31 protein-coding genes are annotated in these 25,598 nt (G+C 68.0%); 20 read left to right on the top strand and 11 right to left on the bottom strand.

The features are described from left to right. Positions 1–133: 133 nt before the first annotated feature. Positions 134–2,053 carry a PQQ-binding-like beta-propeller repeat protein gene (locus HEB94_RS34000; RefSeq protein WP_192753627.1) on the top strand — a complete coding sequence of 640 codons (1,920 nt, stop codon included), beginning with the start codon at positions 134–136 and terminating at the stop codon, positions 2,051–2,053. A 19-nt stretch (positions 2,054–2,072) separates the two neighbouring features. Here the strand turns inward: HEB94_RS34000 and HEB94_RS33995 are convergent, their stop codons facing one another. After that, complete coding sequence (locus HEB94_RS33995) at positions 2,073–2,654, bottom strand: WHG domain-containing protein (protein WP_192753626.1); 582 nt, start codon at positions 2,652–2,654, stop codon at positions 2,073–2,075. 69 nt (positions 2,655–2,723) lie between these two features. Here HEB94_RS33995 and HEB94_RS33990 point away from each other — a divergent pair, with 69 nt between their 5' ends. From HEB94_RS33990 to HEB94_RS33980, 3 genes are read left to right on the top strand one after another with little or no spacing between them, the layout of a single operon-like run. Continuing rightward, positions 2,724–3,221, top strand: a complete 498-nt coding sequence (locus HEB94_RS33990; RefSeq protein ID WP_192753625.1) for an FBP domain-containing protein — start codon at positions 2,724–2,726, stop codon at positions 3,219–3,221. Continuing rightward, positions 3,218–3,610 (top strand): TIGR03618 family F420-dependent PPOX class oxidoreductase, encoded by a 393-nt coding sequence (locus HEB94_RS33985; RefSeq protein WP_192753624.1) that lies wholly within the window; start codon positions 3,218–3,220, stop codon positions 3,608–3,610. Before HEB94_RS33990 ends, HEB94_RS33985 begins: the two co-directional genes overlap by 4 nt. Before the next feature lie 49 nt (positions 3,611–3,659). Then, a complete protein-coding gene (locus HEB94_RS33980; RefSeq protein ID WP_192753623.1) occupies positions 3,660–3,854 on the top strand; it encodes a hypothetical protein in 195 nt (64 codons plus the stop codon). Positions 3,855–4,138: 284 nt separating this feature from the next. On the opposite strand, the gene HEB94_RS33975 is transcribed toward HEB94_RS33980, so the two are convergent. The 3 genes from HEB94_RS33975 to HEB94_RS33965 all read right to left on the bottom strand — a co-directional run bounded on the left by HEB94_RS33975 (position 4,139) and on the right by HEB94_RS33965 (position 6,198). After that, complete coding sequence (locus HEB94_RS33975; RefSeq protein WP_337918575.1) at positions 4,139–4,891, bottom strand: alpha/beta fold hydrolase; 753 nt, start codon at positions 4,889–4,891, stop codon at positions 4,139–4,141. A gap of 182 nt (positions 4,892–5,073) precedes the next feature. Beyond that, positions 5,074–5,775, bottom strand: a complete 702-nt coding sequence (locus HEB94_RS33970; protein ID WP_192753621.1) for an SDR family NAD(P)-dependent oxidoreductase — start codon at positions 5,773–5,775, stop codon at positions 5,074–5,076. Positions 5,776–5,925: 150 nt separating this feature from the next. Next, a complete protein-coding gene (locus HEB94_RS33965; protein ID WP_192753620.1) occupies positions 5,926–6,198 on the bottom strand; it encodes a hypothetical protein in 273 nt (90 codons plus the stop codon). A 209-nt stretch (positions 6,199–6,407) separates the two neighbouring features. On the opposite strand from HEB94_RS33965, the gene HEB94_RS33960 reads away from it, so the two are divergent. The 3 genes from HEB94_RS33960 to HEB94_RS33950 are packed head-to-tail and all read left to right on the top strand — an operon-like array spanning position 6,408 to position 7,415. After that, positions 6,408–6,734: a PadR family transcriptional regulator gene (locus tag HEB94_RS33960; protein WP_192753619.1), complete on the top strand. Its 327-nt coding sequence runs from the start codon at positions 6,408–6,410 to the stop codon at positions 6,732–6,734. Further along, complete coding sequence (locus HEB94_RS33955) at positions 6,731–7,087, top strand: DUF1048 domain-containing protein (protein ID WP_192753618.1); 357 nt, start codon at positions 6,731–6,733, stop codon at positions 7,085–7,087. The genes HEB94_RS33960 and HEB94_RS33955 overlap by 4 nt, the downstream gene beginning before the upstream one ends. A gap of 1 nt (position 7,088) precedes the next feature. Continuing rightward, on the top strand, positions 7,089–7,415 hold the full coding sequence (locus HEB94_RS33950) for a DUF1048 domain-containing protein (protein WP_192753617.1): 327 nt from the start codon (positions 7,089–7,091) through the stop codon (positions 7,413–7,415). Between the two features lie 90 nt (positions 7,416–7,505). Here HEB94_RS33950 and HEB94_RS33945 read toward each other — a convergent pair whose 3' ends face one another. Beyond that, the gene (locus tag HEB94_RS33945) at positions 7,506–8,135 is read right to left on the bottom strand and encodes an ABATE domain-containing protein (protein ID WP_192753616.1); all 630 of its coding nucleotides are present in this window, start codon (positions 8,133–8,135) and stop codon (positions 7,506–7,508) included. A gap of 122 nt (positions 8,136–8,257) precedes the next feature. Here HEB94_RS33945 and HEB94_RS33940 point away from each other — a divergent pair, with 122 nt between their 5' ends. Further along, positions 8,258–8,974 carry a type 1 glutamine amidotransferase domain-containing protein gene (locus HEB94_RS33940; RefSeq protein WP_192753615.1) on the top strand — a complete coding sequence of 239 codons (717 nt, stop codon included), beginning with the start codon at positions 8,258–8,260 and terminating at the stop codon, positions 8,972–8,974. A 93-nt stretch (positions 8,975–9,067) separates the two neighbouring features. Here the strand turns inward: HEB94_RS33940 and HEB94_RS33935 are convergent, their stop codons facing one another. Together HEB94_RS33935 and HEB94_RS33930 are read right to left on the bottom strand one after the other, a co-directional pair. Continuing rightward, positions 9,068–9,415, bottom strand: a complete 348-nt coding sequence (locus tag HEB94_RS33935; protein WP_192753614.1) for a polysaccharide deacetylase family protein — start codon at positions 9,413–9,415, stop codon at positions 9,068–9,070. Further along, the gene (locus HEB94_RS33930; protein WP_192753613.1) at positions 9,412–9,963 is read right to left on the bottom strand and encodes a polysaccharide deacetylase family protein; all 552 of its coding nucleotides are present in this window, start codon (positions 9,961–9,963) and stop codon (positions 9,412–9,414) included. Before HEB94_RS33930 ends, HEB94_RS33935 begins: the two co-directional genes overlap by 4 nt. Before the next feature lie 448 nt (positions 9,964–10,411). On the opposite strand from HEB94_RS33930, the gene HEB94_RS33925 reads away from it, so the two are divergent. The 3 genes from HEB94_RS33925 to HEB94_RS33915 all read left to right on the top strand — a co-directional run bounded on the left by HEB94_RS33925 (position 10,412) and on the right by HEB94_RS33915 (position 12,762). Continuing rightward, complete coding sequence (locus tag HEB94_RS33925; protein WP_192753612.1) at positions 10,412–11,143, top strand: MerR family transcriptional regulator; 732 nt, start codon at positions 10,412–10,414, stop codon at positions 11,141–11,143. Positions 11,144–11,388: 245 nt separating this feature from the next. Further along, positions 11,389–12,036: a superoxide dismutase gene (locus HEB94_RS33920; protein WP_202896718.1), complete on the top strand. Its 648-nt coding sequence runs from the start codon at positions 11,389–11,391 to the stop codon at positions 12,034–12,036. A gap of 51 nt (positions 12,037–12,087) precedes the next feature. Then, the gene (locus HEB94_RS33915; protein WP_192756836.1) at positions 12,088–12,762 is read left to right on the top strand and encodes a superoxide dismutase; all 675 of its coding nucleotides are present in this window, start codon (positions 12,088–12,090) and stop codon (positions 12,760–12,762) included. Between the two features lie 13 nt (positions 12,763–12,775). On the opposite strand, the gene HEB94_RS33910 is transcribed toward HEB94_RS33915, so the two are convergent. Then, the gene (locus tag HEB94_RS33910) at positions 12,776–13,168 is read right to left on the bottom strand and encodes a hypothetical protein (RefSeq protein ID WP_192753611.1); all 393 of its coding nucleotides are present in this window, start codon (positions 13,166–13,168) and stop codon (positions 12,776–12,778) included. 230 nt (positions 13,169–13,398) lie between these two features. Between HEB94_RS33910 and HEB94_RS33905 the strand changes: the two genes are divergently transcribed. Continuing rightward, positions 13,399–13,995 carry a DJ-1/PfpI family protein gene (locus HEB94_RS33905; protein WP_192753610.1) on the top strand — a complete coding sequence of 199 codons (597 nt, stop codon included), beginning with the start codon at positions 13,399–13,401 and terminating at the stop codon, positions 13,993–13,995. Positions 13,996–14,055: 60 nt separating this feature from the next. On the opposite strand, the gene HEB94_RS33900 is transcribed toward HEB94_RS33905, so the two are convergent. The 3 genes from HEB94_RS33900 to HEB94_RS33890 form a co-directional block, all read right to left on the bottom strand. Continuing rightward, positions 14,056–14,550 carry an NUDIX hydrolase gene (locus HEB94_RS33900; RefSeq protein ID WP_202896717.1) on the bottom strand — a complete coding sequence of 165 codons (495 nt, stop codon included), beginning with the start codon at positions 14,548–14,550 and terminating at the stop codon, positions 14,056–14,058. A gap of 120 nt (positions 14,551–14,670) precedes the next feature. Beyond that, positions 14,671–15,327, bottom strand: a complete 657-nt coding sequence (locus HEB94_RS33895; protein WP_192753609.1) for a maleylpyruvate isomerase family mycothiol-dependent enzyme — start codon at positions 15,325–15,327, stop codon at positions 14,671–14,673. Between the two features lie 151 nt (positions 15,328–15,478). Further along, the gene (locus tag HEB94_RS33890) at positions 15,479–16,243 is read right to left on the bottom strand and encodes an AraC family transcriptional regulator (protein WP_192753608.1); all 765 of its coding nucleotides are present in this window, start codon (positions 16,241–16,243) and stop codon (positions 15,479–15,481) included. 332 nt (positions 16,244–16,575) lie between these two features. Between HEB94_RS33890 and HEB94_RS33885 the strand changes: the two genes are divergently transcribed. From HEB94_RS33885 to HEB94_RS33850, 8 genes are all read left to right on the top strand, one after another. After that, entirely contained in the window at positions 16,576–17,823 is a 1,248-nt protein-coding gene (locus tag HEB94_RS33885) for an MFS transporter (RefSeq protein WP_192753607.1), read from the top strand. A gap of 63 nt (positions 17,824–17,886) precedes the next feature. Beyond that, on the top strand, positions 17,887–18,963 hold the full coding sequence (locus HEB94_RS33880; RefSeq protein WP_192753606.1) for a phosphotransferase: 1,077 nt from the start codon (positions 17,887–17,889) through the stop codon (positions 18,961–18,963). A gap of 79 nt (positions 18,964–19,042) precedes the next feature. After that, a complete protein-coding gene (locus HEB94_RS33875; protein WP_192753605.1) occupies positions 19,043–19,570 on the top strand; it encodes a SigE family RNA polymerase sigma factor in 528 nt (175 codons plus the stop codon). Continuing rightward, positions 19,567–20,721, top strand: a complete 1,155-nt coding sequence (locus HEB94_RS33870; RefSeq protein ID WP_192753604.1) for a hypothetical protein — start codon at positions 19,567–19,569, stop codon at positions 20,719–20,721. Before HEB94_RS33875 ends, HEB94_RS33870 begins: the two co-directional genes overlap by 4 nt. Positions 20,722–20,748: 27 nt before the next feature. Next, on the top strand, positions 20,749–22,164 hold the full coding sequence (locus HEB94_RS33865; protein WP_192753603.1) for an IS1380 family transposase: 1,416 nt from the start codon (positions 20,749–20,751) through the stop codon (positions 22,162–22,164). Between the two features lie 646 nt (positions 22,165–22,810). After that, entirely contained in the window at positions 22,811–23,773 is a 963-nt protein-coding gene (locus tag HEB94_RS33860; RefSeq protein WP_192753602.1) for a TIGR03619 family F420-dependent LLM class oxidoreductase, read from the top strand. Between the two features lie 335 nt (positions 23,774–24,108). Beyond that, positions 24,109–24,594: a DUF1707 SHOCT-like domain-containing protein gene (locus tag HEB94_RS54925; protein ID WP_420481553.1), complete on the top strand. Its 486-nt coding sequence runs from the start codon at positions 24,109–24,111 to the stop codon at positions 24,592–24,594. Positions 24,595–24,652: 58 nt separating this feature from the next. Continuing rightward, on the top strand, positions 24,653–25,456 hold the full coding sequence (locus HEB94_RS33850) for a maleylpyruvate isomerase family mycothiol-dependent enzyme (RefSeq protein ID WP_192753600.1): 804 nt from the start codon (positions 24,653–24,655) through the stop codon (positions 25,454–25,456). Positions 25,457–25,598 lie beyond the last annotated feature (142 nt).

Here is a 25,598-nt window from a genome sequence, read left to right as displayed (position 1 = left end):
CTTCGCCGCGCCTCGGCAAGCCGGTCGCCGATGGCCGAGTCCCACGCGCCACGTCCGACCAGTATCCAATCCACAGACCTTGACATAGGATTCTGGTCCGGACCGGTATTCCCGTCGCTTGCGGAGGCACATCATGGACCGTCGTTCCGTACTCCGTGCGGCCGCGCTTGCCGCCGTACCCGCGATCGGCGGCACCGGCCTGGCGGTCTCCGGCTCCACCGCGGCGTTCGGGGCCCCAGCGGCAACGGTCGACCTCGGCCCCGCCGCACTCGCATGCAACACGCTCAGCGGGGGATTCGTCGGCGACCAGCCCTACATCGTGTCCCATCTGATGCTGCCCGCGCGGCTGGGAATCTTCGACGCGGCTGCCGAGCACGCCGTCAACCTGACCGAGCTGCCCACCGGTGGAGGTGCCTGGGCCAGCCTGGCCGACGACACCACGATCTACATCGGCACGCACACGGTCGCCGACCTGTATCGGTTCGACACCGAGACGATGGCGCTCGACCGGCTCGGCAACCTGCCCGGCGCGACGTACGTGTGGGACATGTGCCGCACGCCGGACGGGAAGATCTACCTCGGCACCTACCCCGACGGCAAGGTGTGGGAACTCGACCCGGCCACAGGAGCGGTGCGCGCGGTCGCGGTCGCTCTGCCCGGACAGACCTACGTACGCAGCATCATCGCTGACGCCGACACCATCTATGCCGGCGTGGGCGCGCAGGCGCACCTCGTCGCGATCGACCGTGCGAGCGGCACCGCGAAGGACATCACGCCACCGGAACTCGCCGGCGAGGCCTTCGTCTACCAGCTCGCCCAGACGAGCACCCACGTCATCGCGGGTACGCACGGAACCGGTCAGATCGCGATCGTCGACAAGAGCGACCCGACTTCGTACCGGATCGTCCATCCCGACGGCGTCATCACCATCGGGAAGATGGCGACAGACGGCAACGACGTCTACTTCGGTGCGGGCTACGCGTTGTGGCACCTCGACCTCGTCACGGGCACGACGACCCAGCTTGCCACGACGGCCGACGGTGACTTTGTCACCGCGGTGCACGTCCGGGGCGGGAAGGTGGTCGTCTTCACCAACTCGGCCACGATGTGGACGTACGACATCGCCACGGCAGCCATGACCATGGCCGACCTCCAGGCCGCGGGCATGCCAACGGCGCCCGAACTGCCGCAGTCGGTGCACAGCATGTTCGGCCGGCAGGCGTACGTTGGCGGGCACGGCGGCGTGGAAGTGCACGAGCCCGCCCGCCCGGAGGCCACCAGCCGAATCCGGATCGCCGGGGAGGCCAAGGCCATGACCCACGTGGGCCGCTTCCTCTACATCGCGACGTACCCATCGGCGTCGATCGTCCGCCACGACCCGGCAACCGGGCAGACGACGGTGGTCGCGATGATCGGCAACGAGCAGAACCGTCCCGGGGACATCGCCGCCCACGCACGCCGCAACCTCCTGCTGGTAGCCAGCAGCCCCGACTACGGCAAGGTCGGCGGAGCGCTGTCGATCCTCCAACTCGACACCAGCGAGCTCAACGTCTACCGCAATCTCGTCGAGGGCCACGCCCACGTGTCCACGGCCGCGCACCCCTCGCGAGACATCGGCTACGTCGGCACCGAACGACCCTCGGGCGCGACGGCATCGGCGACGGTCGTGTCGTTCGACCTGGCGACACGCCGCAGGATCGCCGAGATCGTCCCGGTGTCGGGTGCGGTCTCGATTCTGAGCCTGGCGGTGCTCGGCGACGTCCTCTACGGGACCACCAACGCGGGCGTGCTGTTCGCGGTCGACGCCCGGTCCGGCGCTGTGCTGGGTACGGCCACGATCGCGACCGCCCGGACGGGCCTGGTGGTGGCGGACGACCGACTGTTCGCCGTGAGCCACCAGCGCCTGGTGCGGGTCACGCCAGGCAGCCTGGCAACCGAGGTCGTCGTCGACGGGCTCACGGCCGATCCCACGAGCTTCCCGATGCTCGCCTACGACCACGGCAAGCTGTTCACCATCACCGGCCGCAACCTGCTCGAGGTCCGACCTTCGTGACGGTGCGGCTCGGCGGCGGTCAGCGACGGTCGCCGGTCATCGGCCGGTTTCGCAGGGCGAAGTCGAGCGTCTCCAGGACCCAGGCCCATGAGGCGTCCGCCTCGCGCGCGGTGTGGCCGAAGCCGCCCACCATCTCCAGGCTCACGTACCCGTGGAACGTGGCGTGCAGGAAGCGCACCGCGTCGGTCTGGTCCGGCTCGGGCAGGTCGTAGCCGTGCAGGATCGCCCGGGTCAACTGCGAGTGCCTGGGCGCGGCGCTGTTGAGTGCCGTGTCCTTGTCGAGCTCGGACTGGGCCGCGGCGTACCGGCCGGGATGCTTCCTGGCGTAGTCGCGGTAGGTGTTGGCGAACGCCACCAGCGCGTCCTTGCCCGCGCGCCCGGCCAGCGCCGCGGCGGCCGCGTCGGCCAACTCCTCCAGGGCGAGCAGCGACACCAGCGTCCTCAGCTGCCGGACGTTGCGGATGTGCGCGTACAGGCTCGGGTCCTTGACGCCGAGCCTGCGCGCGACCGCCGAGACGGTCAGGTTGTCGAAGCCGATCTCGTCCGCCAGCTCCGCCGCCGTCTGGGTGAGGCGCTCGGGGGTGATGCCCGTGCGTGCCACGCGGACCTCCGTCGACTAATTGAATTAAGGTTTTGCCTAATCATATTAGGCGAGCTAGCCTCCCTGCACATGAGACACCTCACGGAGGCGGAGATCCGCGCATCGTTCGTCAACTGTTCCAAGGGCGAGGCCAAGCGTCTGGCCGTCCCCAGGGACCTCGACGAGCGCCCGTGGGACGACCTCGACTTCCTCGGCTGGCGAGATCCCGGCGCCCCCGAACGCGCCTACCTGGTCGCGGAACACGACGGCGACCTCCTCGGACTCACGTTCCGTGCGGTGAAGGCGACCGCACGTGGCTTCACCACCCGCAGCATGTGCTCGCTGTGCCTGACCACCCACGCTGGTGGCGGCGTGGCGCTGATGACCGCGCGCCGCACCGGGGAGGCCGGCCGCCAGGGCAACACGGTGGGGCAGTATCTGTGTACGGACCTCGCCTGCTCCCTGTATGCCCGCAGCATCCAGCACCCGGCGTCGGGGAGTGGCTACGACGAGACGATCTCCGTGGAGGACAAGATCGCCCGCACGCAGACCAACCTGACGGTCTTCATCAACAAGGTCATGACGTGACCTCTCCCGACGACACGTTCTGGCAGGAACGCCGGGTGTGCTTCCTGTCCACGCCGCGCCTCGACGGAACCACCCACCTCGTACCTGTCGGCGCCACCTACGACCCGAACACTCGCATCGCCCGGGTCATCGCCAGCGCCGGCAGCAAGAAGGTCCGCAACCTGCGCGCGGCCGGCCCCGGTGCCCGCGTCGCGCTCAGCCAGGCGGAAGGCCGCCGCTGGTGCACCATCGAGGGCACGGCCGTGGTCAGGGACGACCCCGAATCCGTCGCCGACGCCGAGCGCCGGTACGCCGAGCGCTACAAGCCCCCGCGCGTGAACCCGAACCGTGTCGTCATCGAGATCACGGTCACCCGCGCCATGGGAACGGTCAAACCGCCCGGCTGGTGACGTCCCACCGACGAACGCCGCGCCGACAGGTTCTCCGTCCCTGACAAGGATGTGCGGCCGCCAGGCCTGTGTCCGACTGCGCACCGACGTGGCGGACTCCGGCGAAGTCACGATCGCTCTCGACGCGTTGGCAGCGCCTCGCGAGGGCGCCCGACCGTTCGGCCTCGGCACCCTTGTCGTCCGCTTCACGCGTGACGACAAGGGCTGGACACTCGTCGGGCCACCCGCGCAGATCGCCCAGTAGTGGTTGCGCCGGACCTGCCTGAAGACGTTTGGGCCGGGAAGCGGGAACGCCTTTGCAAGGTAGGAGGAGTAGACGGCGTGTAGCCCGCGTGCAAAAGGCAGGCGGACGAACCCGGACCGTGATGGACATCCGAGCGACGTCGGTGCCGTTCCGGAGCGTGATCGAGCGAGGCTGGACTGATCTGGACGGGTGACGATGGGTTCCTCACCCGTATGTCGCGCGAGCTGCGTTGACGCCCACTCCTGCTGGGGTGACCGCTGGAGGCGGGCGACGGCCCGCTCTGCTTATCCCATGCTTCGCACCAGCTCCGCGATGTCCGTGGGCCGTTCTACGTGTACGTCGTGATCGGCGTCAACCGAGACCGAGCGAAGGTTCCGTCGCGTCGCGAGCCGGTGTAATGCATTGTGAAACGGGCCCGTGTTGCGTTCGGCGAGCACGAGGGTGACTGGACAAGCGATCGCGTCGTACGGTTCGCTGATCACGGTCTGCCAGCCCTGCTCGAGCAGCAGGCGGTCAGTGATGGAAGGTCTGACCCAGAACAGGTCACCACTCTGTTTGGTGACGTTTCGGCGGACCATCGGGCCGTAGGCGCTCCACGGCTGTAGCCCAGGGGCGCACTTCGCCTTGAGCATGAGGTGATCAACTTCAGCTTGGGTGTACCCCTGGGTCAAGAGCGGATCCTCAGCAAGTTGGGCCAGTCGCTCCTCGCGGGCTGTAGGCCGGTAGGTTGCCTGCCAGGTCGGATCGTCGACGGCGATGGCCTGGTCCAGGCACACCACGCCGACAACGTTGGACTCGGACGCCGCGTATGTCAGCACGTCCCAGGAACCGACCGAGTGGCCCACCAGTAGCGGTCGGACGAGGTTGATCCCGTCGACAACTGCGCCGACATCGCTGGCCAGGTCGTCGATGGCGTAGCTGTCGGCGCTAGATGAGTGGCCGTGGCCACGGCGGTCGTATGCGACGACGGTGAAGTGGTCTTCAAGTCTGGGGACCAGGGGGAGCCAAGACAGCAGGTTTGTCCCATACCCGTGCACCAGGACGACACAGCTGGCCCCTCGGCCAAATACACGGACCGCCAGTTGGACCGGGCCGTTGCGAACCACGAGGTCACGCACCGTGCAAGTATCCACCGCAGGCTCGACACCGGCGAGGCCTCTGGCGGCGTGCCCCGATGGCGACGATGAGCACTACCGCGGCGCCCGGCCGGAGCCAGGAGTCACCAGGGCAGGACTCCGGCCCGGTCGGAGAACGTGCCGACAGGCCCGTCCGGGCTGATGGTCGCGAGCCGCACGATCATCTCGGCGCCCTCCTCGACGCTCTGGATGCCGGCCCCACTCATGCCGTGCAGGTCGGTCGCACTGAACCCGGGTTCGACGGCGTTGGTACGCAGCTCAGGAAAGGCCTTGGCGTACTGCACGGTGAGCATGTTCACCGCCGCCTTCGAGGACGCGTAGATCGGGAGGGCGAAGCCGTACTCGTGGCGATCCGGATCGGTCACCACCCCGAACGAACCGAGTCCGCTGCTGACGTTGACGACCACAGGTGAGTCCGACGTACGCAACAAAGGCAGGAATGCATGCGTCACCCGCACCAGGCCGAAGACGTTCACCTCATAGATCCGACGCATGTCGGCCGCCGTGACATCCTCGGGCTTCACCATGCCTTCGAAGATTCCCGCGTTGTTGATCAGCACATCGAGGCGACCCTCCCGGCGGGTGAGTTCCGCCACGGCCGCATCGACGGAGGCGTCGTCGGTGACGTCGAGGAGCAGCAGCCGTGCGCCGAGCTCGTCTGCCGCCGCGTGGCCGCGGCCCGCGTCGCGGGCGCCGATGTAGACGGTGTGGCCGGCTTCGATGAGGCGCCGAGCCGTCTCGTGGCCGAGTCCCTTGTTGCCGCCGGTGACGAGCGTGATGGTCATGAGCATCCCTTGGTCGCGAACAGTCTTCGCACTCGAGGATCGGCGAAGAACGGCTCACGTCGGTACGCCCCGCTCATCCTGGGAACGGCAGGGACAGTCACGGCAGGGGCCAAGGTGCTCGGTCTCCGCGGCGCCGACCAACGCCGCGTTCTAGATCGGCAGGGACGCGGCGTCGTCGTGGCCGTCGGCGGTGACGACGCGGAGGACCTTCCCGGCTCTTCTGGCGAGCTGGATCACCTCGACCTGCGCCTGTGGCGAGGTCGCCTCGATCCAGGACCGTGCGGCCACGGTGGCCGCGTCGGGGGAGTCGAAGGTGTCGGGTGGCTCCCAGTCCGGTGCCCTGCGCTCGTATGCGTCCTGCGTAGTGAAGCCGGCCAGGACGAACGTCGTCTCCGTGTCTGCGCCACGACGAAGGAGCGGCATGGGGCGAGCCTACTGTCGAGCGGTGCATCAGCCGACCGAGACCGACGGCCTCATGGATCACATGAGGCGGCGGGTGGGGACCAGGCGCGGCGCCGATGACTCGAGTCGCTTACCTGGCCCCGGGCAAGGGCTCGCCGAGCTACTCCGTGATACCGTATAGTGGTACTCGGTGCTACGCAGTACTGGAGGATCGAAGAGGAGACCCCGCGATGGACGACCTGACGGAGATGTTGAAGGGCACGCTCGAGGGCTGCGTGCTCGAAATCATCGGCAGCGAGGAGACCTATGGGTACGCCATCACGCGTCGGCTGAACGAACTCGGCTTCGCCGACGTCATCGAGGGGACGGTCTACACCATCTTGCTGCGGCTGGAGAAGAACGGGCTCGTTCAGGTGACGAAGCGACCATCCGGGATGGGTCCGCCGCGCAAGTTCTATGCGCTCAACAATGCGGGGCGCCAAGAACTCGCGAGGTTCTGGGCGAAGTGGGAGTACCTCTCATCACGAATCGACAAGCTCAGGGAGGGCGGGAGATGAATTTCTGGGAGACCATTACCGGCAGCGACCTCACCAGGGAATGGAAGGCGTTCGAAGCCCGGGCCGCGGTATTGCCGGCCGATTTCCGGGGGGGGTGGGAACAGATCAAGTTTCACCTCTCCGCCTATGGAGACTTCAGCGGTCGCAACCTGATGCCGATCCTCGACGGTGCCCTAGGTCTGCTCGAAGAAACGGCGGCGGGTGGGCAGAGCATTCACGAGGTGCTGGGCGACGACGTCGGGGGCTTCTGCGCGGCGCTGGCCGGCGGGGAAGGGGCTCGGAGCTTTCGCGATCGGTGGCGCGAGCAGTTGAACCGGAACGTCGCAAGGAAACTGGGCCAGCTAGGAGGCTGACGTGGGCATCCAGGACATCATCGAGGGAAAGAAGCAGTGGCGAGCGCACATGGCGCGGGTCAAGGCGCTCCCGCCGGATTATCAGATCGTCTACAAGGAGATTCAGAAGTACCTTTTCAAGATCGGACCGGTCGACCTCACTAACGGGAACCTACTCTCAGGGATTGTCGATTTCTTCGAGGAGGGCGCCGCTGCCGGCAAGGGAGTCCTGGAACTCATCGGCAACGACGTCGCTGCCTTCTGCGACGACCTGGTCAAGGACTCGCGCACCTACGCCGACATCTATCAGGAGTCCATCAGCGGGAAACCCGGCACCGCCGAGAAGTAGGACCGAGCGGCGGCGAGGTGGACGTAGAAGTCCACAACCTCGCCGCTCCTCGCGCGGGCGACCGGGCAGATCGTGACCCGCGGTGCCTCGTCAGTGTCCGGGGCTCGTGCCTACGGCCTCAGTTGATGAACTCTTCCTGAGCCGGCTGCGGTAGGCGCGCATCGACATCTGCGAGCCGCAGGCCGGGCTGCAGTACTGACCCACGGAGTTGCGGGTCTTGTCGAAGAACCCCCCGTAGCAGGAGGTGTTCTTGCAGATCTTCAGGCGTGACCACGCACCGCGGGCGGCGAGATCGGTCGCGGCGGCCAGCAGCGCGCCGAACGCCCCCGGGACGCCGGTCTGGGCCGGGACAAGGGTGTAGCCATCGGCGCTGATCCTGGACACCAGCGGGTAGCGCAGCCCGATGTCCCGCAGATAGGCCTCTGCCTCGTCGACCGGGGCGTCCGCGCACCCGCAATGGGACCGGAACAGGCTCACGAACGCGGCGCGCAACTCCTGAGCTGCCAGAGCGTCACCGTTGGTGACCGAGACCCCGTCATCGACGAGCCCGTTGGTCGTCAGCCAGCGCGCGAGCCCCGCCCCGTCGCCGAGCAGCTCGACGCGCCCACTCTCGCTGGCGCGAGTGTTCACCAGGGCCACCAGGAGATCCGAGCTGCGGCACAGGTCTGACGCTTGCTGGTCCGCGTCGGTCGGGCCTTGCGGCACCGCGTTGGTCGCCACCGTGACCCCTCTCACAACGAACGTTAGGCGCTAACCCTACACGTAGGTAACGCCTCACCGGAACTCGGCTCGTCAGGACGATGGTTGGCGCTCACAAACGCGTTTGCGAGAAGAGAAGATCAATGTCATCGGTACTGATCGTGCTGAGCGCTGCCCGGGTATGGACCCAGCTGGATGGGACGCAGCACCCGACCGGGTTCTGGGCCGAGGAATTCACCGTGCCGCACCGCGTCCTCAGCGAAGCCGGCGTCAATATCACCATCGCCACCCCCGGCGGCAAGATCCCGGTAGCCGACGCCAGAAGCCTGACCATCGAGGCCAACTTCGGTGACGCGGAGAAGGTAGCCGAGATCACGTCCCACCTGGAGAAGACCAAGGACCTGCTGGCCACACCGGTTCGCCTCGAGGACGTGAATCCAGAGGACTTCGACGCCGTGCTGATCCCCGGCGGCCACGGCCCAATGCAGGACCTCGCGGTCAACCCCGACATGGGCCGCGTCCTGGAACGGCTGCTGCCTGATTCGACCAAGGTCGTCGCCGCGCTCTGTCACGGCCAGGCCAGCTTCCTCTCCGCCGGAAACCCCGACGGCAGCTGGCTGTTCAAGGGACGCAAACTGACCGCCTTCACCGACGAGGAGGAGCGGCAAGCCGGCCTTGCAGACAACGCGCCATGGCTCCTCGAACACCGCCTGCGTACCGCCGGCGCACAGCACGAAGCCGGCCCGGCCTGGGGGTCCTACGTCGTCGTCGACGACAACCTGGTCACCGGCCAGAACCCGGGATCGGGCGAGGCGGCTGCCGACGCTGTCCTCAAGGCGCTCGCCGCCCGGGCGAACTGACCGTGATCCCGCGCGGGCCGCGGCAGCCCCTGCCGTGGCCCGCGCACGGAATCCGCCCCCCGGCCTTGCCATACGTGACTTCCGCGCTGCCAGCTATGCCGCCGATCCTGGTAGGCCGTGGACGCGTGCGGGGCCTCGGTCCAGCACCGGCGTCTGGTCGCGGGTTCGCAGTGCCCAGTCGGCGATCTCGTCCTTGCGGGCGAACCACACGTCGGACTTGCTCCGCGCGTAGGTCAGGAAGCGGCTGAGTACCCGCACGCGGTTGGCGTGGCCGGAGATGCGGTCATGCAGGCTGATCACCATCAGCCGGCGGCGGGTGGCGCCTTCCTCGTACAACTGGTCGAACTCGTCCCTGAGAGCCTGTTCATAGGCAGCGGGGTTCCAACCAGTGAAGGGGAAGGAGACGATGTCGTTCATGTGGAAGGTGTAGGGAACGGTCACGAAGTCCCCGCCTCGCAGCGGCAGGATGAACGGTTCGTCCCGGCTCGGTTCGTCAAGATGGTAAGTGATCCGAGCCCCTGAAGGATGTCGAGCGTGTTCACGCTGTTGCGCACCCAGTACGCGCTCCATCCCTTGGGCGTCTGCCCGGTAGCCCGTTCGATGCTGGCTACGTCGTCGGCGATGAAGCGGCGTTCGGCATCAGCATCCAGGACGTAGCTCGGCTCCCAGGTCCGGCCGTGCGCAGCTGCTTCGTGCCCGCGTCGAACGACCTCCTGCGCCAGGTCCGGCGCCTTGTCGACCGCCTGGCCGACCATGAAGGCACTCAACTTGACGTTGTGAGTGTCCATGAGATCGAGGAGGCGTGGTATGCCCTCGTAGATGCCGTACTGGAAGACACCGTTGGTCGGCATGTCGGGCAAGTTGTCCTTGACAGGGTCGGGAATCACGCCACCGGCACCGGATATGGGCTGTCCGCCGCCTTCGAACATCAACGAGAAGCTCACAGCCAAGCGGGCGTTGTTCGGCCAGAGGGGGAGCTCGTTGGCCATGGTTCACTCCGGTTCGAGATCGGCAAGGCCCCCCGGTGGCGGCGCGCGGCAACCATTCGTGCCCTGGTGATGAGTGGGGCAACTTGGCCGATCTGGATGGCAACGGACCGGCCGTCGCTTGTGCGTGGCGCTGTCTCGCGCCGCCCCCGCTCTTCAGCGGAAGCTACCACAACACCTCGGCCGGGACGTGTTACTCGCGCGACGCCCACTCGCTCGTCCCGGGTCGTTTGGCCTCACTGGTGACATCAGTCGGCTTGGGAGTACGCGGAGGGCGGCGAGCTTGTTATCCGTAGCCGCGGGCATCGTGATCACAAGCGACTCGTCTGCGTTCAGGAGGTCGGACCGGCGGAGAGGGGGTGATCGCTGAGAGCGAGACGTGGCTGCCCTTCGACGCAGCCATCAGCGGACCAGTTGACTCTCAGGTCACCTGAGACAGCAAGATGTCATCGTGCCGGACGAACTGGTAACCATTGGGACCTTCTCGATGCTGACGGGGCTGTCGATCCCGACGCTTCGTCATTACGACGACATCGGTCTGTTGCGTCCGGCTGATGTCGACTCGCGGACAGGTTATCGGCGTTACAGCAGCACCCAGCTCGACGCCGCACGGCGGATCCGACTCCTGCGTGAGGCGGAACTGTCCACCGAGGACATCGCCAGGGTGCTCAATGGTGACGCTTTCGATGCACGCGAGGTTCTTACGCGGCAACGCGCCGCGCTCCAGGAACGCGCTGGGCGCGTTGAGGCGCTGTTGGACCAACTGGCACACGACGTCGAAGGGATCGCAAGAACGATGAAGAAGGCGACGGATTTTCGGCTGGTCGCGGTGAATATCGGGGTGGACTCCGATTCCGCACTTGAGGCCGCGAGCGCGTTCTGGGGCGGGGTACTGGGCACACAGCTCGAGAACTGGGGCGGCACAAGCCGGCAGGTTGTCCTCGGTGAGGGAGATGCCATTGGCTTCCTGAACATCAGGGTGCGATCCTCCGAGGAGCCCCACTGCGGGCATACCTCGGCGTTCGGTCTGGGTGTCGTCGGACTCGACGAAACTCACCAGCGCGCGCTCGCCGCCGGAGCGTCCGAGCACTATCCACCGACGGACGGCGAGAACATGCCCCGGCACTCACTGATCGCAGATCCAGTGGGTAACCGGGTCGTCCTGTGGGAGAGCTCGAAGTGATCTTGGCTCCGAGGATGAGTCAGCGGGTCGCGCGTCACTTTCGACGTGCGCCACGCGCAAGCAGTACGTCGGGACTGTCCACCTGGCCCGTTCGACGAACCGGATGTCCGCCCTGCGCCGTCTCGCCGGGCTGAACCACGCGGGCAGACCGCCCGTTCGCGCTGCCGGACTCCCACGAAAGACCCGGCCACCCGGCAGACCAAGGTCCCTTCGCCCGGTACGACGACCAGGTCGATGCTCGGGGGATGAGACGTCTCGCGGTGGCCAGCGCGCTTGCGATCCTCGTGCTCGCGACGTTGCCGGTTCTCGCCGGCCAGGCATTCGCCGCCGCGCCAGCGGGCACCGCCACACCGGCGCGCGCTGCCGCGGCACCCGACCCACCCGTCCTCGTCAGCGAGACGTTCGAACCGGCCGACTCCGGGGCCAGCGCGCTGACCTACAACCAGCGCCTCGTTCCGGTCGGCGCCCGCGTCACCGTCGCGTCGGTGTCGGCCCAGCACGCGACGGCGACCCTGCTCGCCGTCAACGGACTCGTCCCCGACCGCCACTACGGCGCGCACGTCCACATGAACAGGTGCGGCCGCGCACCCGACGACTCCGGCCCGCACACCCAGTGGCGCGCCGATCCCGTGCAACCGTCGGTCAACCCGAAGTACGCCAACCCGCACAACGAGATCTGGCTCGACTTCACCACCGACCGCGACGGCAACGCCGTGGCAGCCAGTGAGGTGCGCTGGCCGGTCGAGAAGAAGATGGCCCGGTCGGTGGTGATCCACGACCACGGCACGAGCTCCGCGCCCGGCCACGCCGGCGAGGCGGGGAACCGGCTCGCCTGCGTCGACGTCGACTTCTCCCACGCGGGCGGACAGGTCCCCGGCGTCACCATGCGGTAACGCGCCCGGTGGTGTAGGCGAGGCGATGCCCGGGGTATGACCCGCCTCGTGATGTCTACAGCGCTGTCCGTCATGCTGCTCGCGACGTCGCCGTTCCTGCTCAGCCCGGCAGTTGGCGGCCAACCGGTCGGTACGACGTCCGCGAACCAAGCCGTGACCAGTCAGGCGGCGGCCCTGCTCTCCCCTGAGCGGCCCGTCCTGCGAAGCTTCGGTCGCCCGATCTTCACCAGCCGAACCTTCGAACCGGCGGACTCCGGAGCCACCGCACTGACCTACGACGAGACGCTCGTTCCGGTCGGCTCCCGGGCCACGGTCGCCGCGGTCTCGTCCCCGCACGGCACCGCCACGCTCCTGGTCGTGAACGGCCTGGTGCCCCGCCGCCACTACGGCGCACACGTCCACGTGAACCGGTGCGGCGAGGATCCGGCCGACGCGGGCCCGCACGTGCAATGGCGGCGTGATCCCGTCCAGCCCTCGACGGACCCGGACTACGCCAACCCGCGCAACGAGATCTGGCTCGACTTCACGACCGGCCGTACCGGTACCGGTATCGCGACGAGTCTGGTGCCGTGGCCGATCAGCGAGCGGCAGGCCAGATCGGTGGTGATCCATGAGCACCACACCAGTACGGAGCCGGGCCACGCCGGGACGGCCGGCGCTCGACTCGCCTGCGTCGACGTCGACTTCGCCGGTGGCATCCAGATGAGCGACGGCTCGTCGCGGTAGCGAAAGCGCCGCCTCAGACCGTGAAGCTGGCCGAGTAGTCGACTCCTAGGTCGTCCTGGACAACGCGGAGCGTGCATGCACCGGCCAGCTCGTCTGGTTCCAAGATGGCGACACGTGTCGCGTGACCGAACTTGCGACTGGCGGCCTCTCCTCCCATCCGCAGCCGCTTCTCTCGGTGGCCGGAGTCGATCGAGAGCCAAACCTCGGGCTTGAGAGGCGTGTGATCATCCAGGAAGGTGGCCGGTCCGGCAGTGCAGTCCACGATGAGTTCGATCGCCACCACCGTTCTCGAGGCCACCAACCCGCTGTGCCAAACCTCTCCGATTCGGGAGTCCAGCAGCTGTGGCGCAACGAGGACCCGGAGCTCGCCACCTGCACTGATGTGATCGCCGCCTGCTGTCGTCATGTGGGGAGTGTGCCCACCTTGTCCACGCTGATGGGCCCATCTCTCCGGACCCAGCAACGAGCCTTCCGGTGTCAGTCGAAGTTTGACAGCCCAGGCGGTGGACGGGGGTCCGGTAGAACCAGTTATCCCATTGATCGTGAGGTTGTCCTCGATCAGGATGTTCGAGGACTCGCCATGATCGGTCGGGGCGTCAGCCTCGCCGCGACCGGACGAAAGGACTGAGGGCACCTGTGAGCGCACCCACCACGATCGGAATCTTCCTCTTCGAAGGCGTCGAGGAACTCGACGCGGTCGGCCCGTGGGAGGTGCTCGCGTTCTGGGCACGCAACCATCCCGAAGACGGCTGGCAGGTCGTGACGGTCGCCGAGTCGACCGCACCCGTGACATGTGCGAAGGGGCTACGCATCATCCCCGACCACACCCTCGCGGACTCGCCCGAACTCGGCGTCCTGATCTATCCCGGCGGTCGCGGTACGCGCCCGCATCTCGAGGATCCGGCCCGGCTGTCCTGGGTCAGGGAGCAGCGTGCGCGTGTGCCACTGATGGCGAGCGTCTGCACCGGATCCCTCGTCTACGCCGCCGCCGGCATCCTCGCCGGGCGACCGGCCACCACGCACTGGGGCTCCATCGACAGGCTCGCCGAACTCGACCCCACCATCAAGGTCAGGGCGGATGACCGGTTCGTCGACGACGGGGACATCGTCACGTCCGCGGGCGTCTCCGCCGGAATCGACATGGCCCTCCACCTGGTCGCCAGGCTGGCTGGAGCGGACCGAGCCCGCGAGGTCCGCCGCGGCATCCAGTACGACCCTGAACCCCCGGTCTAGGGCGCAAGCTCACCCGGACTCCTCGGCGCAAACCTGGCCACGTCGAACCTCGCTCACTCACTACAGCAGATCTCGCGACAGGAGCTCTGTCAGCGCGGCGAACGACAGGGCGGTGAAGGTGTCCGGATGCTCACGTAGGGCGCCCTTCAGCTCAGAGAGGTCCATGAAGTTGGCGTCGCGTGCGCCATCACCTTCTGCGGCCGGTTCCTCGTCGGAGTAGCCGGCGTACACCACCAGGACCGAGGGGGCCGACCCGATGAGCATCTGAACCACCAGCGTCGGCGAAGACGTCTCGACCCGCTGGCCCAGGTGCTCGTGCTGCGCGAACAAGCCCTCGATCGAGGCGACCTCGATGCCGCACTCTTCCTGCAGTTCGCGCCGCAAGCAGTCCTGTGCCGACTCACCGGCACGCCACTTGCCGCCTGGCAGCTCCCACTTGCCGAGGTTGCCAGGGTCTGTCTGTGGCTTCCACCGTCGCTGGATCAGCACACCACCTCCATCGCGACGCTTGATCAAGCCGTACACGTTGGGCAGCACGAAGATCTCACCTGGCAAGCCGTCCTCCATCATCCGCAGCGGTCGATCCGCCCCCCAGCTTCGCACGGTTCAGCACGTGGACGCGGGGTCGAACCCGCACGCTGCGCGGTCAGCTCACGGCCGCGGTCCGCGTACCTGCTACTCGCCGGACGCCTTACCGCAGCGGGCGAGCACGGTCGGAACGCCCGGACCGGTGAGGTCGTCGCAGTAGTCGCGGCGGCCGGCCATCGCCATGGTCAGCGCCACCGTCGTTCCGCTGACCAGCGGACCCTCCCCGCTCGCGAAGGGGCCATCGGTCGCCTCGAGCCGGAGCCCCTTGATCGTGCTCTGGCTCTCCACGGTGAAGTCACGACGGGCGTAGAAGTAGGCCACCGCGGTGACGGCCTCGACCGCGGGTGTGCGGGGGAGTCCGAGGGGACGGCGGATGTCCTGGGCGTGCACGATCACCTCGCCAAGCCAGGCCGCAGTGGGTCCGGGTGCCGACTTGGTGTTGGTGACGGATCGACGAAACCGCTCGAGGGTCTGCGCCGGACCAGCTCCCCGGTACTCCGCGAGCCGCCGATCGTTGTGCAGGTCGAAGTCGAACCGCGCGCCCAGCACGCTGGCGAACCAGCGGACGGCGCTGACGTTCGCCGCCGCGGTGAGGTGGGCGACGACCTCCTCGATCGTCCATCGCCCGCACAGCGACCGTTGAGCCCACTGCGCCTCGGTCAGCTCCGCGAGATCCTCGGCCAGGGTGGCGCGCTCGGCGTGCGCAGCCGACCACAGCGCTTTGCGGGACGGTGCATCGGACACGTGGACCTCCGGGGGAGTAGATGGCGGACGAAGCAGTGACTCCCCAAGACGGGCGGGATCATCGCTTCGGCCACATCCAACGTTCAGAAAGTACGGACAACCGTCCGCGCGTGAGTCGGAGCCGTGCCGACAGGCCCTGTGCCCGTGTCGCTCACGACGGCGTCACGGCGGAGACGGAACGCTGGTAACGGCCCGGAGTCTCCCCGACGTGCGCGGTGAAGATGTCGATGAACGCACTCGGGTTCGCCCACCCGCACGCCAGCGCGGTGTCGATGACGCTGAGACCGTCGGCGAGCAGGATGAGCGCCCGGTGGATCCTCAGCTGGGTCCGCCACTGCCGAAAGCTCATGCCGGTCTCGGCGTGGAACAGCCGGCTGAGGGTGCGTTCGCTCGCCCCGACGCGCCGCCCCAGGTCGGCGAGCGTGTCCGGGCTGGACATGTCGTCCTCGACCAGCCGCGTCAGCGCGCGCAGCCGGTCGTCGTGGGGTTCGGGCAGGTGCAGCGGCTGCTCGGGGGCCGCGACGATGTCGTCGATGATCACTCGACGCAGCCGGGCCCGGACCGGTGCCGTACGTCGTTCCGGTCCGGTCAAGGCGAGGGTCGCCTCCCGGGCGAGGGAGGTCATCGCCAGCACCGCCGGGTGCGCAGGCAGCAACGTCGCCATCGCCGGTGGCATGAACACGACCCGCATGTCGGTCGCGCCGTGGGCGCGGTGCCGATGCGCGTAACCCGCGGGAATCCACACGATCCGGTTCGACGGGGCGATCCACGAACCTTCCGAGGTGACCAGCGCCAGCACACCCCGCGCCGGGTAGACCAGGTGACCGCGCGGGTGGGAGTGGGTGGGCGTCCGCTCGTCGTGACCCAGCAGGTGGACCTGCTCGGCCTCCAACGATGTGTGGCGGGTTTCAGTCATTTACCGGCAGCATACCTGTGGTAGCAGGGCGGTTACGAGGTGTCGAACAGCGCTTCGGCACCGTCGCGGCCCAGGTCACCTGACTTACGACGTACGACGGACAGGGCTGTCTTGGACCTTGGCGAGTTTCGGGCATAACAGGACCCGTTATCGGTGGGATACCGGCCGGTCGACCGGTGAACTGGGGGCATGCATCGCCCGGACCTGCCCCCGCTGCGCCCCGAACACGCTCCGGCCAGCCTTGACCACGCCAGCTCTGACCACGCCAGCTCTGACCACGCCAGCTCTGACCACGCCGGCCCGGACGACCTCGGCACGCGGGGACACCTCAGGTGACCGTGACCTCGGCGACCCGCACAGCCGCCACCAGCACCCCCGTCAAGATCGCCTTGCTGGCCGTCGGTCTCCTGCTGATCGGACTGAACCTGCGCATCGGGGTCGCCTCCGTCGGCCCGCTCCTGGGCCCGATCCGGGAGGACCTGCGAGTCTCCTCGAGCACGGTCAGCCTGCTCACCACCATCCCGGTCGTGGCGTTCGGCGCGTTCGCCTTCGTGACCCCCCGCCTGACCCGCGCGATCGGGATGCACCGGCTACTCGGCGTCGCCATGCTGGCCCTCGGCGCGGGCATCGCCCTGCGCCTCCAGCCGAGCCTGACCAGCCTGTTCGCCGGCACGCTCATCGTCGGAGCCGCGATCGCCGTCGCCAACGTGCTGATGCCGGCGGCGATCAAGAACGACTTCGCCCACCGGGCTGGCCTGATGATGGGCCTGTACTCCACGACGCTGTTCGTCGGAGCCGCCCTGGGTTCGGGGCTGACCGTGCCGCTCCAGTCGGTCACCGGCGGCCACTGGCGGACGACGCTGGCGTTGTGGGCGATCCCCGCGCTGGTCGCGTTCGTGGTCTGGCTGCCGCAGACCCTGCGCGCTCCCGGACACCAACCGAGGGGACACGACGTCGCCGACGCGCCGTCGACGGCAGGCGAGCCGTCGCTCCGCGCGCTCCTCACCGACCGGGTCGCGCTCGCGGTCACCGCCTTGATGGGGACGCAGAGCCTGGCCTACTACGCCACGCTCACCTGGGTCCCCACCCTGCTTCAGGACCACGGCATGAGCGCCCACGACGCCGGCCTGATGCTGTCCTACTCCAGCTTCCCCGGCATCCTCGCGTCCCTGGTGACACCGGCACTGGCCAGGCGGATGCGCCCGACCTGGCTCCCGGTCGCCGTCTCGGTCACCCTGTGCGCACTTGCCTACCTGGGACTCGCGATCGCCCCGGTCTCGTTGGCGTACCTGTGGATGACTCTTCTGGGGCTCGGGCAGGGCGCGGCCATCAGCCTCGCCCTGAGCTACATCGTCTGGCGCTCGCCCGACACCCACCACACCGGGCAGGTGTCGACGATGGCGCAGGGGTTCGGCTACCTGTTCGCCGGTCTCGGCCCGATCGGCCTCGGCGCGCTGCACACCCTCACCCACGGATGGGGTGTTCCCCTGCTCGGCCTGGGTGCGCTGATGGTCCTCCAGTTGGTCGTCGGGATACCGGCCAGCCGGGACCGCCACGTGCTCGCCGCACCTGGTGACTAGGTCGTGTCCTAGCGTCGAACGCCTTGTGCCGGGGCCGGGCTTGGCGTGCCAGGCTTGGGCGCCATGGACGCACCCGATCACGACCCGCGGCTCGCCGAACCTCCGCAACGACCTCGGTTCGGTCCGCTCCGGTCGAGCCCACCCGAGCAGGTACTGGAGGGTCTGTCCGGCGCCGCGTCGGACACCGGATGGGTGGTCGAACGGTTCGGCCACGACAGCGGTTTTCCCAACGGAGGCATCTGGACCGTCACGGCCGACCGGGCAGGCGGTTCAGGTCCGCGCAGCGCCTGGGTGAAACGGACCGGTGCCGGCTACCTCGGTACCAGCGACGTGTGGCGGTGCCAGGTCGCGCCGGAGGACCCGCAGTGGTGGGGGCGCGAGGCGGCGTTCTACGACTCCGACCTCGCCACGTCCGGGTGGGGCGCCGGCGTACGGGCGGCGCGCTGCTACGCCATCGACGACCACGACGAGTGCCGCGACCTGTGGCTGGAGTCCGTCGACGTCCCCGCTGACCTGCCCGTCTGCGAACGCGCAGTGCGGGGGCTCGCGCACTGGCAGGTCGCCCACATCGACACCAAACACAGCTGGCTGTCCGATGACTGGATCCCCACCCACGTACGCCGCCGCGGGCTGGACAACGAGCGCACGCTCGCCCATCCCGCCTGGCCGATCGCGATCGAACGGGGCCTGGACCCGGCGCTGCGGGACCTCGTCGCGGCCCGCGTCACCGACCCGATACGGATCCGGCACCAACTCCGGGACCTCCCGCGGGTCCTGACCCACTACGACTTCCACCAATCCAACATCGGCACGGTCGGGGAGGAGGTCGTCATCATCGACTGGGCGTACGTGGGCTGGGGTCCGGTCGGGCACGACGTCGGCCATCTCGCCCTGGACAGCGTCGGCCCGGGCACCTCACCGAGCGAGATCTGGCGGGCCCTGCGGTCGGCGTACTGCGACGCCCTGACCGCGGCCGGCTGGAACGGCGACCTCGACGTGGTGCGGCGCTCGATGGTGACCTCCAACGTCCTCCGCCTCGGCTGGACCATCGACCACGTCCTCAGCGTCGTCGACCAGGTACCCGACGACGTCTTCGCCGCGATGGCGGCCCGGCTGAACTTCTTCGCCGACCTCCACTGACATCCGGGGCGAAGTTCCTCGAAGAAGCGGATGCAACAGTTGCGGGGGGTTCGGCGTCTCGGGCGTAGAAAGGGACGCCGTGGATGACGAGATAGGTAGCTACGAGGTGTTCGTGGCAACCCGGGCGCAGGCGTTGCTTCGCTACGGATACGTGCTGACCGGGAACCCCCACGATGCCGCCGACCTGATGCAGGAGGCGCTCGTACGGCTGCGTACGTCCTGGCACCGGGTCCACAACAAACGTGAACCCGAAGCGTTCGTACGCACGACGATGGCCAGACTCCACGTCAGCATCTGGCGGCGCAGGCGACGCGAGAAGCTCGTCGCCGCCACGCCCGAGCAGGCCTACGTTGACAACTCCGGCGAGACGGTCGAGCTACGCGATGCCATGTGGGAAGCGTTGACCGCGCTGCCGCGACGACAGCGTGCCGTCGTGGTGTTGCGCTACTACGAATGCCTCACTGACGAGGAGATCGCGGGGATCCTCAACATCTCCCGCGGAACGGTACGCAGCCAGGCGGCCCGCGCCCTGGAGAAGCTGCGGTTCCGCTTCCTGGAGACCGCCGAACTCGCCGACGCCGGCATGAAGGAGGGACAGCTCCGATGACACGACAGGTCGAACACCAACTTGTCCGGACACTCGAGGCGGCGGCCGGCCGCGCGCCGACACCCGAACCCGGACTCCTCGACCAGCTGGAACGCCGGAGCCGCCGTCGCCGGCAGCGCGCGCAGGTCGCCCTCGCGGGTGCGGCCGTCCTCGCGGTGGTGGCCGGTTCGGCGGTCGCGCTCGGACTGAGCCAGCCGTCCGGACAGAGCGCGACGCTGGCGCCGGCCGGCCCGTCCACCGAGCGTTCCACGGAGCCCGGTCCGAAGGGTGTTGGCGTGCCCGTCGAGCCGATCGAGAAGCTCTGGCCCGACGCCGTGCACAACATCCCCAACCGTCTTCCGGGCGGTGAGAAGTTCCGCCCGCAGACCATGGCCGACGACCACACGGTGCTGGTCTCGATCGACGCCGGCTTCGAGAACGCCGGCGAACTCTGGGCCTACGACCTCACCGACAAGACCGCCCGCAAGGTCACCACGGTGCGTAAGTCGAAGAACACGACGATCTTCGCGTCGAACTTCACCGTCGGCGAGGGCCATGTGGTGTGGTGGACCTCCGGTGTCGACGAGGGCAAGCCGGTCACCGAGGTCTGGGGGGCTCCGCTCGCGGGCGGTGCCGCCTACCGCGTCGGCAAGGTGAACTCCGGCAGTGGTGTGCAACAGATGGCGATCGCGATCAGCGGTCAGAAGGTCTTCTGGTCTCTCAGGGACGGCGGTGTCTACCAGGCGCCCCTGTCCGGTGGGGAGGCGAAACTGATCGACGGGACCCAGAAGTTCGGCCTCGTGCAGTATCCATGGGTGGGCAGCCCGGTCCCGAAGCTCGAGTCCTACTCCGGCGAGGCGCCCGACGCGCTCGACTACCGCACCCTGCGGAACCTGGAGACCGGGGAGGAACGAACTGCCGCCGCGCGTGACGGAAGTTGGACCTGCCGCGTGCAGTGGTGCGTCGGTTCCATGAACGACAGCGGCTTCGTGCAACGCCGCGACGGCACGGGCCGGCGCGAGATCGGCGGAATGATCGGCTCGACGGAGTACGGCATCCAGCCGACCCGGGATCGTTTAGCCTCGATCCGTGGACTGATGGCTGATCGTCGGCGGGTCGGAGTAGAAGAAATGCCTTCTGGATCGGGAGAATCTGGAGTGTCTAGGTCCTGATCCAACCCGATCCAAAAGGCACTGAGAGTGAAACTACCGTACGGGTGGTCGCGAGCCACGCCGGTGTTCGATGATCAGAACCTGGTGTCGTGTGCGGGCCTGGTGCCGGTGATGGCGTTGGCCGAGCGGGCGGGCCTGTCGGAGCTGGTGGACGAGCGGGTCGCGATCCGGACCACGACGGTGAGGTCGGCAGCGGCCAACCCGGCGGGCAAGCTCACCTCGATCATCGCGGGGATGGCTGCCGGCGCGGACTGTATCGATGATCTGGATGTGATCCGCTCTGGTGGGATGCGCCGGCTGTTCGGCGGGGTGTATGCGCCGGCGACGCTTGGCCAGTTTCTGCGGGAGTTCACCCACGGCCACTGCATGCAGTTGGCGTCGGTCGCGCGGGCTCATCTGGTCAACCTTGTCCAGGCCAGCGGGCTGCTGCCCGGCATCGAGACCCAGGCGTTCATCGACATCGACTCACTCCTACGCCCGGTCTATGGGCACGCCAAGCAGGGCGCGAGCTTCGGGCACACCAAGATCGCCGGCCGGCAGGTGCTGCGCCGGGGCTTGTCACCGCTGGCGACCACGATCAGCACCAGCCAGGGCGCGCCGGTGGTGGCCGGGATCCGGCTCCGCGCCGGACGGGCCGGGTCTGGGAAAGGTGCGGCGAGCATGGTGGCCGAAGCGATCGCCACCACCCGCGCCGCCGGGGCGGCCGGCGAAATCCTGATGCGGGGCGACTCGGCGTATGGCAACCACGCCGTGGTCGCCGCGTGTGTGAAAGCAGGGGCGCGGTTCTCGGTGGTGCTGACCAAGAACCCGGCAGTGACCGCTGCGATCGCCTCCATCCCCGACGACGCCTGGACCCCGGTGCACTACCCCGGCGCGGTCACCGATCCCGACACCGGTGAGTTGATCTCCGACGCCGAGGTCGCCGAGACGGAGTTCACCGCGTTCACCTCCACCAAACACCCGGTCACCGCCCGGCTGGTCGTGCGCAGGGTCCGGGACCGAGCCCACGACCAGGCCGGCGATCAGGAGCTGTTCCCGGTATGGCGTCACCACCCGTTCTTCACCAACAACACCGAACCCACCGCGCAGGCTGACATCACCCACCGCCGGCACGCGATCATCGAAACCGTGTTCGCCGACCTGATCGACGGACCCTTGGCTCACCTACCCTCAGGCCGGTTCGCCGCCAACAGCGCCTGGGCGATCTGCGCAGCCATCACCCACAACCTGCTCCGCGCCGCCGGCACCCTCACCAGCCCCCGCCACGCCGCCGCCCGCGGCGCGACGCTGCGCCGTCAGATCGTCACCGTCCCCGCCAGAATCGCCCACCCACAGCGCCGCACCGTCCTACACCTGCCCGAGCACTGGCCCTGGGCGGAACAGTGGAACACCCTCTGGCACAACGTGTTCCGCCCCGCAACCGGGCCACCACACGTCGCCTAAAACTAGCCACCCGCCACCAAGGCCCGACCGGAGACCAAAGGAAAGCTGGGCAGACCAGCAATCCCGGCCTGCCCACCCACCACCAACCACGACCCACCCAAAACCAAGACCATCAACTCAGCGGGTCCACGGATCGAGGTTTAGTCCATCTCGAGGACAGGACGAGGTCCATCATCTACGACATCGAGAGCGGGAAAGCCGGTCGAGTCGCCGCCCTGGACGGAGGCGGCTTCCGGCTGATGGGCGACGAGCGGCTCTACTACGTCGAGACCAAAGCTGGTTACCAGCTGGTCGACCTGGCCGCGATCGAGGCGTCGGACCAGCCCGGATAACCCCCGGCGTCAGCCTTCAGGCTGTGAGGTGTCAGCTGTCGCTGGGAGGCGGGGTGTCCGCCTCCCAGCGATGGTGTTCAGGCGCGGTGTTCCCGTCCTTGAAGCCGCGCGGGGCGGTGATCTTCGCGCCGCCCGCTGCGGGAGCGTCGCGGAGTGCTTCGCCACGATGGCCGTTGCCGGGTCGCGGCCCTGTCCAGATGTGAGTGATTCCTGGCCGGACGAGGGCGGCGCCGCACGCCGATCGGTGGGAAGCATGGAAGTCGGACCCACGGTCCACAGCGACACACTTCCCGGAACGACTCATCGGAGATGCAGTGAAACTCGGACTTCGTCTGCCCCAGCGACTGGGAGTGGACCTGCGACACGACCTGGTCGAAGCAGCCAGAACGGCCGAAGCGGCCGGGTATGCCAGTTTGTGGACGTACGAACGGTTGCTCTTCCCGGAGACGCCCGTCGAGTCCTACGCCGATCTGCCGAACGTGCCGTGGCCGGAAACCTCGCGGCAGGCCGCCGACCCTCTGGCCGTCCTCACGGCAGCGGCGGTGGTGACCGAACAGGTGCGCCTGGGTACCGCCGTTCTGATCGCCGCACTCCACACACCCGTCCAGCTGGCGAAGCAGCTGGCCACGATCGACCAGATCAGCGGCGGCCGGATGATCGCAGGTGTAAGCACCGGCTGGGCCACCGACGAACTCCAGGCCACTGGCGCCACCCGAGCGGACCGCGGCCGCTTCCTCGACGAGACGCTGGACGTCTTCGAGGCCGTGTGGGGGCCGGACCCGGTGAACTTCCGCAGTCCTCGCGTCATCATCGACAACGCCACGGTCCTTCCCAAGCCCGTTTCGAAAATCCCCGTGGTGCTGGCCGGCGGTGGCATCAACGTGGGCCGCGGCAGTTCCAAGGCCGTCGAACGCGTTGCCAAACGCGCGGACGGTTGGATGCCGCTCCTCACCACGCCCGGGCCGGCCGGAGCCGCAGAACTGCGCGCGAACTGGGACCGTATCCGGGAAATGGCTTCTGAGTACGGCCGGGACGCGAGCCGGATGGAGATGGTCGTGGTGGGAAACGTCACCTTCACCGACCGTCCGGCTGGAGCTGACCGGTCGGCGTTCATCGGCACTCTCGACCAGATCATGGACGACATCCACACGGCGGCGGAGTCGGGCGCGGACGAGCTGATTGTGGATCTGAATCTGCAGGACTGGTTTGTCAGCACTCGGCAGATGCTTGAGACGGCGGTGGAGATACGGGCGCGGGCCGAAGCTGCCGGTGTGTGACCCCTGCGCGCAAAAGTAAACGGCCACCGGTCCCTTTAGAGGGGATGGTGGCCGTTCGCTGAGACAAAGCTAATGAGCGGCGGTGAACAGCGGTCAAAGCGACCGTGGCCAGCGCGGTCCGGCCGGTCGACGGTTCCAAGAACTGAGTACAGGGGACAGAGCTGCGTGACTACTAATCCGCTGTGACGCCCTCCGCCCACATCCCGCCGCGGGGTCCGATCAGCACGGGGTTGGTGTAGTAGCACCAGATCACGAACGCGTCCAGCTCCCGTCGGTTCAGTGGCAAACTGTTGCGGCCAAGCGCACGGCTAGCCTGGTCTGACGGAGGTTCGGCCATGGGCACGACAGGTGGGACCGCGGGCTACCGCGTGGGTGACGAGGAGCGTCACCACTGTGCCGAACTGCTGCGTGAGCACTACGCGTACGGCCGGCTCACCGAGGACGAGTTCACTGAGCGCCTGGGCGCAGCACTGACTGCCCGCAGGACAGGCGACCTCGGTCGTCTACTTGCTGATCTCCCCAGCCACACCAGCGGAGGGAACCCAGGCACATCGACGCATCAAGCGGCCGCGAGGAAGCCATGGACGGTCCGGATCGACCTACGGGACCTGGCTCGGTCCAGCGCACCGTGGGCAACTGTCGTCATCGCCTCGCTCATAGCAATGGCAATCACGGAAGGACAGGACCACCAGGCTATTGCGCTGGTCCTGATCTTCTCGCTCATCGTCGGTGCGATCGGCGTGATCGCCGGCCGTCTCAGCTCTCGGCATGACATTCACGGGCGCCGCCGCCTGACACGCCGATCCACAGGCCACCGATGAGTTCGACCGGCACGCGGAGTCAGTTACAGCACAACGAACCTAGGTGAAGGACAATCCAATGACCGAGCTGAACGCGGACCATGCCCGGCGAGCGATCGTCGAACACACCCGACACCTGGCGGAATCAGCCGCCGCGGCCGGACCTGACGCCGCCGTGCCGACAACCCCGAAGTGGACCATCACCGACCTGGTCGAGCACGTGGGCCAGACCCAGCACTGGGTCGCGGAGATCATCGAGCGGCGCATCACCGACCCCACACAGCTGCCCACGGAGATGGCCGTACTCCCCACCGACCCCCGCGAGTGGCAAGCGTGGCTGTCGGAGTCTGCGCAGCGGGTCGCGAGCGCCTGCTCCGATGACGCGCTCGACGCGCCGGTGTTCAACGCCGCGGGGGACGAGCGGTCCGGGACGCGATTCTGGATGACCAGCGTCCTCAACGAGACGGTCGTCCACGGCTTTGACGCAGCCATCGCGGCGGACCGACCGGCCGACGTCGACGCCGACATCGCGGCCGCGCTCATCAGCAACCACCTCGCGATGCTCACCTCCCCCACGTGGGAGATGCTGCGGTCGGAGTCCGCCCACGCCATCCGGGGCACCGGGCAGACCCTGCAGTGGCTGGCCACCGACACCGCGGACGACGCGGGCGCTTGGCTCGTCGAACGGCGGCCTGACGGAGCGACGTGGCAGCCGGGAACCCAGCAGGCCGATGTGACGGTGACCGGCCCGGCACGATCGCTGCTGCTGGCCCTGACCCGACGACTCCCTCTCACCGACCGCGAAGCCACCAACATCAGCGTCGACGGCGACACCGACCTCGCCCAGCACTGGCTCGACAACACCGCCCATGTCAGCGACTGACCGGCACCGAGGCGCCCACCGCCACGACGAAGGGAACGTTCGGCCGCAAAAGTAAACGGCCGCCGGTCCCTTTGGAGGGGATGGTGGCCGTTCGCTGAGATGAAGCTGGTGAGCGGCGGTGAACAGCGGTCAAAGCGACCGT

It is taken from the genome of Actinopolymorpha pittospori (assembly GCF_014873875.1).
In the GTDB taxonomy this organism is placed as follows: domain Bacteria; phylum Actinomycetota; class Actinomycetes; order Propionibacteriales; family Actinopolymorphaceae; genus Actinopolymorpha; species Actinopolymorpha pittospori.
This window is presented reverse-complemented; position numbering and strand designations above follow the sequence as displayed.